Source organism: Methylobacterium sp. WL103 (assembly GCF_008039885.1).
Taxonomy (GTDB): domain Bacteria; phylum Pseudomonadota; class Alphaproteobacteria; order Rhizobiales; family Beijerinckiaceae; genus Methylobacterium; species Methylobacterium cerastii.
This window is the reverse complement of the sequence record NZ_VRUX01000211.1, coordinates 1-6,779: the sequence shown is the minus strand read 5'-3', so window position 1 is coordinate 6,779 and position 6,779 is coordinate 1. Positions and strand designations below refer to the sequence as shown.

General features: G+C 70.9%; 8 protein-coding genes. 4 read left to right on the top strand and 4 right to left on the bottom strand.

Features of this window, described 5'->3' with window-relative positions; all coding sequences use genetic code 11:
• Window positions 1-243: 243 nt before the first annotated feature.
• The 3 genes from FV222_RS13910 (at window position 244) to rlmJ (ending at window position 2,305) form a co-directional block, all read left to right on the top strand.
• A complete protein-coding gene (locus FV222_RS13910) occupies window positions 244-711 on the top strand; it encodes a hypothetical protein (RefSeq protein WP_147761412.1) in 468 nt (155 codons plus the stop codon).
• Between the two features lie 41 nt (window positions 712-752).
• A complete protein-coding gene (locus FV222_RS13905) occupies window positions 753-1,394 on the top strand; it encodes a ribonuclease T2 (protein WP_246685462.1) in 642 nt (213 codons plus the stop codon).
• Window positions 1,395-1,459: 65 nt separating this feature from the next.
• On the top strand, window positions 1,460-2,305 hold the full coding sequence (gene rlmJ, locus FV222_RS13900) for a 23S rRNA (adenine(2030)-N(6))-methyltransferase RlmJ (RefSeq protein ID WP_147751328.1): 846 nt from the start codon (window positions 1,460-1,462) through the stop codon (window positions 2,303-2,305).
• A 47-nt stretch (window positions 2,306-2,352) separates the two neighbouring features.
• Here rlmJ and FV222_RS13895 read toward each other — a convergent pair whose 3' ends face one another.
• Window positions 2,353-4,500, bottom strand: coding sequence for a sodium-translocating pyrophosphatase (locus FV222_RS13895; RefSeq protein WP_147761413.1), 2,148 nt, complete (start codon window positions 4,498-4,500; stop codon window positions 2,353-2,355).
• The gene (locus FV222_RS30700) at window positions 4,497-4,706 is read right to left on the bottom strand and encodes a hypothetical protein (RefSeq protein ID WP_147814692.1); all 210 of its coding nucleotides are present in this window, start codon (window positions 4,704-4,706) and stop codon (window positions 4,497-4,499) included. Before FV222_RS30700 ends, FV222_RS13895 begins: the two co-directional genes overlap by 4 nt.
• Window positions 4,707-4,890: 184 nt before the next feature.
• On the opposite strand from FV222_RS30700, the gene FV222_RS13885 reads away from it, so the two are divergent.
• Window positions 4,891-5,268 carry a hypothetical protein gene (locus tag FV222_RS13885; protein ID WP_246685461.1) on the top strand — a complete coding sequence of 126 codons (378 nt, stop codon included), beginning with the start codon at window positions 4,891-4,893 and terminating at the stop codon, window positions 5,266-5,268.
• On the opposite strand, the gene thiL is transcribed toward FV222_RS13885, so the two are convergent.
• Window positions 5,200-6,192: a thiamine-phosphate kinase gene (thiL, locus tag FV222_RS13880; protein WP_147761461.1), complete on the bottom strand. Its 993-nt coding sequence runs from the start codon at window positions 6,190-6,192 to the stop codon at window positions 5,200-5,202. The two genes, FV222_RS13885 and thiL, sit on opposite strands and share 69 nt — an antisense overlap.
• Window positions 6,193-6,215: 23 nt before the next feature.
• Entirely contained in the window at window positions 6,216-6,686 is a 471-nt protein-coding gene (gene nusB, locus FV222_RS13875; protein WP_147751325.1) for a transcription antitermination factor NusB, read from the bottom strand.
• Window positions 6,687-6,779 lie beyond the last annotated feature (93 nt).

Here is a 6,779-nt window from a genome sequence, read left to right as displayed (position 1 = left end):
CCCGCCCCGCGCGTCGCGGCGGCCCTGCCCGGCGAAGACCCGGGCGGATTCGAGGAGCCGCTTTCGCTGGCCGCCCCCGGGCTGTCGTCGGGGCCGATCTACTGAGCGCCAAGGAAGCGACGAGTGTGCCTCGCGTGCCCCACCGGATCGCGAAAGCGTGGCCGCCAAGGTCGTCCGGCTTGACTTGAGCGTGCCCCGGGCCAACGTCGCCGGATGCAGGACACCTCGCGGAAAGCACCCGCCATGCGCTCGAACGCTCTCTCGGTCGCCGTCGGCGTCGGCCTCACCCTCGCCGGCTGCCTCCAGCCGGCCTTCGCGCGCTCGGCGCGGGAGGACATCGAGCCCTCCGAGGAGCGCGCCTTCCCGTTCGACGCGAACATCCCGGCCTGCCAGGATGCGGGCGTGCTGGAGAAGGTCTCGACGCAGTTCGCCGAGAAGGAGGCGAAGTTCTGGAACTCGTCCCTGACGATCGTGTCCTACGACACGATCGAGCGGACGGCGTGGCGGCCCTGGGGCCTCGACTACATCCCGCGCCGGTTCTGCAGCGCGACCGCCACCACCTCGGACGGCGTCCGCCGCAAGGTCGACTATTCCGTGCGCGAGAGCCTCGGCATCATCGGCGCGACCTGGGGCGTCGAGTTCTGCGTCCACGGCCTCGACCGCGACCTGAGCTACGCCTACGCCACCGCCTGCCGCATGGCACGCCCGTGAGGCGTGCCGGCCTCGCAATCGCGGCTGCCCGCTCCGCCGCCTTGACGGCCGGCCTCCTCACGGCAGGCGCGCAGGCTCAGGATTACGGCGGCTACGGCCGCGGCAACGACGTGCCCGGCAGCTTCGACTTCTACGTCCTGGCCCTGTCCTGGTCGCCGACCTATTGCGAGACCGCCGGCCAGCGCGACGACCGCCAATGCGCGGCCGGGCGCGGCCTCGGCTTCGTGGTGCACGGGCTGTGGCCGCAATACACCCGCGGCTATCCGCAGAACTGCTCGGCCGTGCAGCGCTCGCCGACCCCGCAGGCGATGGAGGTGGCCGGCCAGGTCTACCCGAGCGAGGGGCTGGCCCGCTACGAGTGGCGCAAGCACGGCACCTGCTCCGGCCTCGACCCGACCGCCTACTTCAACGCCGCGCGGACCGCACGCCTGGCGGTGACGATTCCCGACGACCTCAAGACCTCGGGCTCCGAGCGCCGCCTGGCGCCGATCGAGATCGCCCGGCAGTTCGTGACCGCGAACCAGGGTCTGCGGCCGGACATGATGGCGGTGTCCTGCGCCCGCGGGCAGCTGCAGGAGGTGCGGATCTGCTTCACCAAGGACCTGCGCGGCTTCGCCTCCTGCCCGGAGGTCGCGCGCGGCAATTGCCGCTCGCCCGAGATCACGGTCGGCGCCGCGCGCTGATCCTCGCGGTGAAATCCGCGCCGGACGGCTGGACCCGGGCCGCGCGATCCGCTTGATCAGCGGACATGAACTATCGCCACGCCTTCCATGCCGGCAACTTCGCGGACGTGCTCAAGCACCTCGTGCTGACGCGGGTGCTCGCGCACCTTTGCCTGAAGCCCGCTCCCTTCCGCGCCGTCGACACCCATGCGGGCCTCGGCTTCTACGACCTCACCGCCGACGAGGCCGGCCGCACCGCCGAATGGCTGGACGGCTGGGGCCGTCTCGACGATCCGTTCCCGGAAGCGGTCGAGGACCTGCTGACGCCCTATCGCGCCGCCGTCGCCGCGGTCCGGGCGCGCCACGGTGCCACGACCTATCCCGGCTCGCCGGCGCTGATCCGCGAGTTCCTGCGCGCCGAGGACCAGGGCGTCTTCGTCGAGCTCCATCCCGCCGACCATGCGGTGCTGCGCGAGCGCTTCAACGAACACGCCCGCACCAAGGTGCTCCACCTCGACGGCTGGACCGCGCTGAACGCGATGATCCCGCCGCCCGAGCGCCGCGGTCTCGTCCTGATCGACCCGCCCTACGAGGTGCCGGGCGAGATCGACCGCCTCGGCGCGCACCTCGCCAAGGCGGTGGCGAAGTGGCCGACCGGCGTGTTCCTGGCGTGGTATCCGATCAAGAACCTCGCCGCCGTCGATCGCATGGCGGGCGTGCTCGACGGCGCCCTCGTCCGCCCGGCGCTCCGCCTCGACCTGATGATCGATCGGCCCGACGACACGCGGCTCACCGGCAACGGCCTGATCGTGGTCAACCCGCCCTGGCGGCTCGCCGAGGAAGCCGCCCTGTTCCTCCCGGCCCTGGCCGACCGCCTCGCCCGCGGCGCCTACGGCGCGTTCCGGTGTGAAGTGATCGGGAAGGTCGGTTGAACGGCGCCCTTCCCTCCCCCGCGGAGGGGGGAGGGAATCGACACGCCTCACGCGTGCGCCAGGATCGCCAACAGCAGCAGTGCGATGATGTTGGTGATCTTGATCGCCGGGTTCACCGCCGGGCCGGCGGTGTCCTTGTAGGGGTCGCCGACGGTGTCGCCGGTGACCGCCGCCTTGTGGGCGTCGGAGCCCTTGCCGCCGTGGTGCCCGTCTTCGATGTACTTCTTGGCGTTGTCCCAGGCGCCGCCGCCCGAGGTCATCGAGATCGCGACGTAGAGGCCGGTGAGGATGACGCCGAGCAGGCTCGCGCCCACCGTGGCGAAGGCCTGCGACTTGCCGGCGACGAGCTGGATCGCGAAGAACAGCACGATCGGCATCAGCACCGGCAACAGCGACGGCACGATCATCTCGCGGATCGCGGCGCGGGTCAGCATGTCGACGGCGCGGCCGTAATCCGGCCGGTCGGTGCCGGCCATGATGCCCGGCTTCTCGCGGAACTGGCGGCGGACCTCCTCGACCACGGCGCCCGCGGCACGTCCCACCGCCGTCATCGCCATGCCGGCGAACAGGAACGGGATCAGCCCGCCGAGCAGCAGCCCGACCACGACGTAGGGGTTGGACAGCGAGAAATCGACCGTGACGCCCTTGAAGAAGCGGTACTGCGTGTCGCTGGCGTTGGCGATGAAGTAGTCGAGGTCTGAGGTGTAGGCGGCAAACAGCACCAGCGCGCCGAGGCCCGCCGAGCCGATGGCGTAGCCCTTGGTGACGGCCTTGGTGGTGTTGCCGACGGCGTCGAGGGCGTCGGTCGAGCGCCGGACCTCGGAGGGCAGCCCCGCCATCTCGGCGATGCCGCCGGCGTTGTCGGTGACCGGGCCGAAGGCGTCGAGCGCGACGATGAAGCCGGCCAGCGCCAGCATCGCCGTGACCGCGATGGCGATGCCGAACAGGCCGGCGAGCGCATGGGTGGAGATGATGCCGCCGACGATGACCAGCGCCGGAAGCGCCGTCGATTCGAGCGAGACGGCCAAGCCCTGGATCACGTTGGTGCCGTGGCCGGTGACCGAGGCGTCGGCGATCGACTTCACCGGCCTGAAGTTGGTGCCGGTGTAGAATTCGGTGATCACCACGATCAGCGCGGTGATGACGAGGCCGATCACCGCGCAGCCCAGCAGCCCGCCGGAGGTGAAGCTGACGCCGGTGGAGGTGGTGAAGCTGGTGGACAGGCCGCCGAACAGGGCGAAGTTCACCGCCGCGATCGCCACGATCGACAGCACGCCCGCGGTGATCAGGCCCTTGTACAGCGCCCCCATGATCGACTGGTTGGCCCCGAGCCGCACGGCGTAGGTGCCGGCGATCGAGGTGAGGATGCAGGACGAGCCGATGGCCAGCGGATAGATCATCATCGCCTCGAGCACGTTGCGGCCCGCGACGTCGACCTGGCCGCCGAAGAAGATCGCGGCGAGCACCATCGTGGCGACGACCGTGACGGCGTAGGTCTCGAACAGGTCGGCGGCCATGCCGGCGCAATCGCCGACGTTGTCGCCGACGTTGTCGGCGATGGTGGCCGGGTTGCGCGGGTCGTCCTCCGGGATCCCGGCCTCGACCTTGCCGACGAGGTCGCCGCCGACGTCGGCGCCCTTGGTGAAGATGCCGCCGCCCAGCCGCGCGAAGATCGAGATCAGCGAGGCGCCGAAGCCGAGCGCCACCAGGGCGTCGATGACTTCGCGGCTGGCCGGCGCGAGGCCGGCCCCGCGGGTGAGGTAGAGGTAGTAGAAGGCGACGCCGAGCAGCGCGAGGCCCGCGACCAGCATGCCGGTGACGGCGCCGGACTTGAACGCGACCTCGAGGCCGCCGCCGAGCGAGGTCGAGGCCGCCTGCGCCGTGCGCACGTTGGCGCGCACCGAGACGTTCATGCCGATGAATCCGGCAGCCCCCGACAGCACCGCGCCGATCAGGAAGCCGACCGCCACCTTGATTCCGAGGAAGAAGGCGAGCGCTGCGAAGAGCACGATGCCGACGAGGCCGATGGTGGCGTATTGGCGCTTGAGGTAGGCCTGCGCGCCCTCGGCGATCGCGGCGGCGATCTCCTGCATCCGCTGCGTGCCGGCGTCGCGTTTCATCACGTCGTTGATCGTCACGATTCCGTAGGCGACGGCGCACAGCCCGCCCAGGATGATCAGCAGCAAAGCGGTCATGCACCCGTCCCTTGTTTTCGTGATGCCTGGTTCTCGTGATGCGTGGCGTCGGCTTGGTCGTCGTCGAGCCGAACCCTCAGGGTCCCCTCGATCGGCTCGGGTTCGGCATTCCTTCGCAGAAGTGCCAGACTTGATTGCCAAACTTCGCGGTCGAGCGCAAACGCGACTTTCGATCGGCCCCACGAGATCTTGCTGCGCTGCAGCATAGACTTTTGAATTCTGTTCTTCGGAAGGGCGCTGGTCGCCGGGTGAGTGGCCGTCTAGGCGGCGACGGCGGGCGGCCGCATCGCCGATCGCCGCTTCAGCCGAGCGTTAACCCAGCATTAACCATAGCAACTACTACTCTTGGTTGCATAAAGGAGAGAGTGCTTCACGATGAGCAGCGATCAGGTGGCGAAGCTCGCGGCGACGATCGACGTGCTGACGAGCGCCGTGCAGTTCCTCATTGCGGAGCGCGTGAGCATGCAACCGCCGGCGCTGCACGGCGCCCTGCTTCAGGTGCTGCAGCGCTCGCTCTCGGTTCCGGCGCAGAGCTACGCGGACGAGCGCGGCGCTGCGGTGCAGGAGGCCGACCTCGCGCGCTGGACCCCGATCGTCGCGACGCACCTGATCGACGACGTGCGGCGCCAGCTCGGCCATCCGCCCGTGGCCGTCGCGCCGACCGCGCCCGCCAAGGTCCGGACGATCTCCGAGGCGTTTTCAGAAATGGCTGAACGCGCCCGCCGCGAAAACGCGCGCGGCGCCCTCGGCATCGCGAAAGCCGGGTAGTCCGCTGCCTGATCCGACGGTGCCGACGACCGAGACCGGCACGCCGGCCGCAGCGGCCGCGGCGCGGAACGCGTCGCAGGAATCGGGGGCCACGGTGCACAGAATCTCGTAGTCGTCGCCGCCGGTGACGGCGACGTCGAACAGGTCCGTCCGGCTCGCGATGGCGCGGGTGGCAGCCGGGGACAGCGGCACCGCCGCCGCGTCGATCTCGGCCGTCGCGCCGGCGCCGGCCAGCATCTTGGCGAGGTCGCCGGCCAACCCGTCCGACACGTCCATCGAAGCGGTCGCGAAGCGCAGGACTGCGTCGGCGAGGCCCAGGCGGGCTTGCGGGTGCAGGTAGCGGTCGGCGAGGTGCGCGCGCGCAGGCGCATCGAGCGCCCGGACCCAGCCGGCATCGGGATCGAGCCGCATCCGCAAGCCGAGCGCTGCGTCGCCGATGGTGCCGCTGACGCAGATCCTGTCGCCGACCCGCGCGGTCGCGCGGCGCACGATGCGCCCGGCAGGGACTTCGCCGATCGCGGTGACGCCGATCAGCGCCGGCCCGCCGGATTTCACCGTGTCGCCGCCGAGCAGCGGGCAGCCGGACGCCCGGCTCGCCTGTCCGAGCCCTTCGGCGAAGCGCGCCAGCCAGGCTTCGGTCCAGTCCGCCGGCAGGGCGAGGGTGAGCAGGAAGCCGCGCGGGACGGCGCCCTTGGCGGCGATGTCGGAGAGGTTCACCCCGAGCGCCTTGCGGGCGAGCGATTCCGGCGGGTCGTCGGGGAAGTAGTGGATGCCGGAGACGATCGCGTCCGCCGTCAGCACGAGGTCGTGGCCGGGGCTCGGCGCGAGGCTCGCCGCGTCGTCGCGCAAGCCGTCGGCGCCGGGGCCGGCGAGCGGGGCGAAGTAGCGCGCGATCAGCGCCTCCTCGGTGGGACGCGAGGAAATCACGTGATCGCCCGCCCGGCCGCTCACCCCTGCTTGGCGCCGGCCAGCTCCGCCGCGCGGGTCTGGCGCGCGACCTTGTCGAGCACGGCGTTGACCATGCCCGGCTCGTCGCCGGTGTAGAAGCTGTGGGCCACGTCGACGTATTCCGAGATCGCGGCGCGGGCCGGCACGTCGCGGCGGAACATCAGCTCGTAGGTGCCGGCGCGCAGGATGGCGCGCAGCACGACCTCGATGCGCTTCAGCGGCCAGCCCTGGCTCAGGGCCTGGTCGATCTGCGGATCGATCGCGCGCTGCTCCTCGACGACACCGCGCAGCAGGTCGCGGAAGAAGGCCGTCTCGGCCGGCGGATGCACCACGCCGTCGATCTCCTTGCCGAGCCAGAAGGTCTCGAACTCGGCGAGCGCGTCGAGGACGCCCTTGCCGGAGATCTCCATGTCGTAGAGCGCCTGCACGACGGAGAGCCGGGCGCCGGTGCGCGGGTTGATCTTGGTCATGCGGGTTCAGGCTCTCGTGCGACGGCGGCCGCGCGCTTGAGCGCGAGCACCGCGTGGTCGGCGGGATGGAGCTCGACGAAGACGCCCTGGTCC

Excerpts from the sequence above, each read along its gene's own strand:
- FV222_RS13910 (WP_147761412.1), top strand. The coding sequence starts at position 244 with ATGCGCTCGAACGCTCTCTCGGTCGCCGTCGGCGTCGGCCTCACCCTC.
- rlmJ (WP_147751328.1), top strand. The coding sequence starts at position 1,460 with ATGAACTATCGCCACGCCTTCCATGCCGGCAACTTCGCGGACGTGCTC.
- FV222_RS13895 (WP_147761413.1), bottom strand. The coding sequence starts at position 4,500 with ATGACCGCTTTGCTGCTGATCATCCTGGGCGGGCTGTGCGCCGTCGCC.
- FV222_RS30700 (WP_147814692.1), bottom strand. The coding sequence starts at position 4,706 with ATGCTGCAGCGCAGCAAGATCTCGTGGGGCCGATCGAAAGTCGCGTTT.
- nusB (WP_147751325.1), bottom strand. The coding sequence starts at position 6,686 with ATGACCAAGATCAACCCGCGCACCGGCGCCCGGCTCTCCGTCGTGCAG.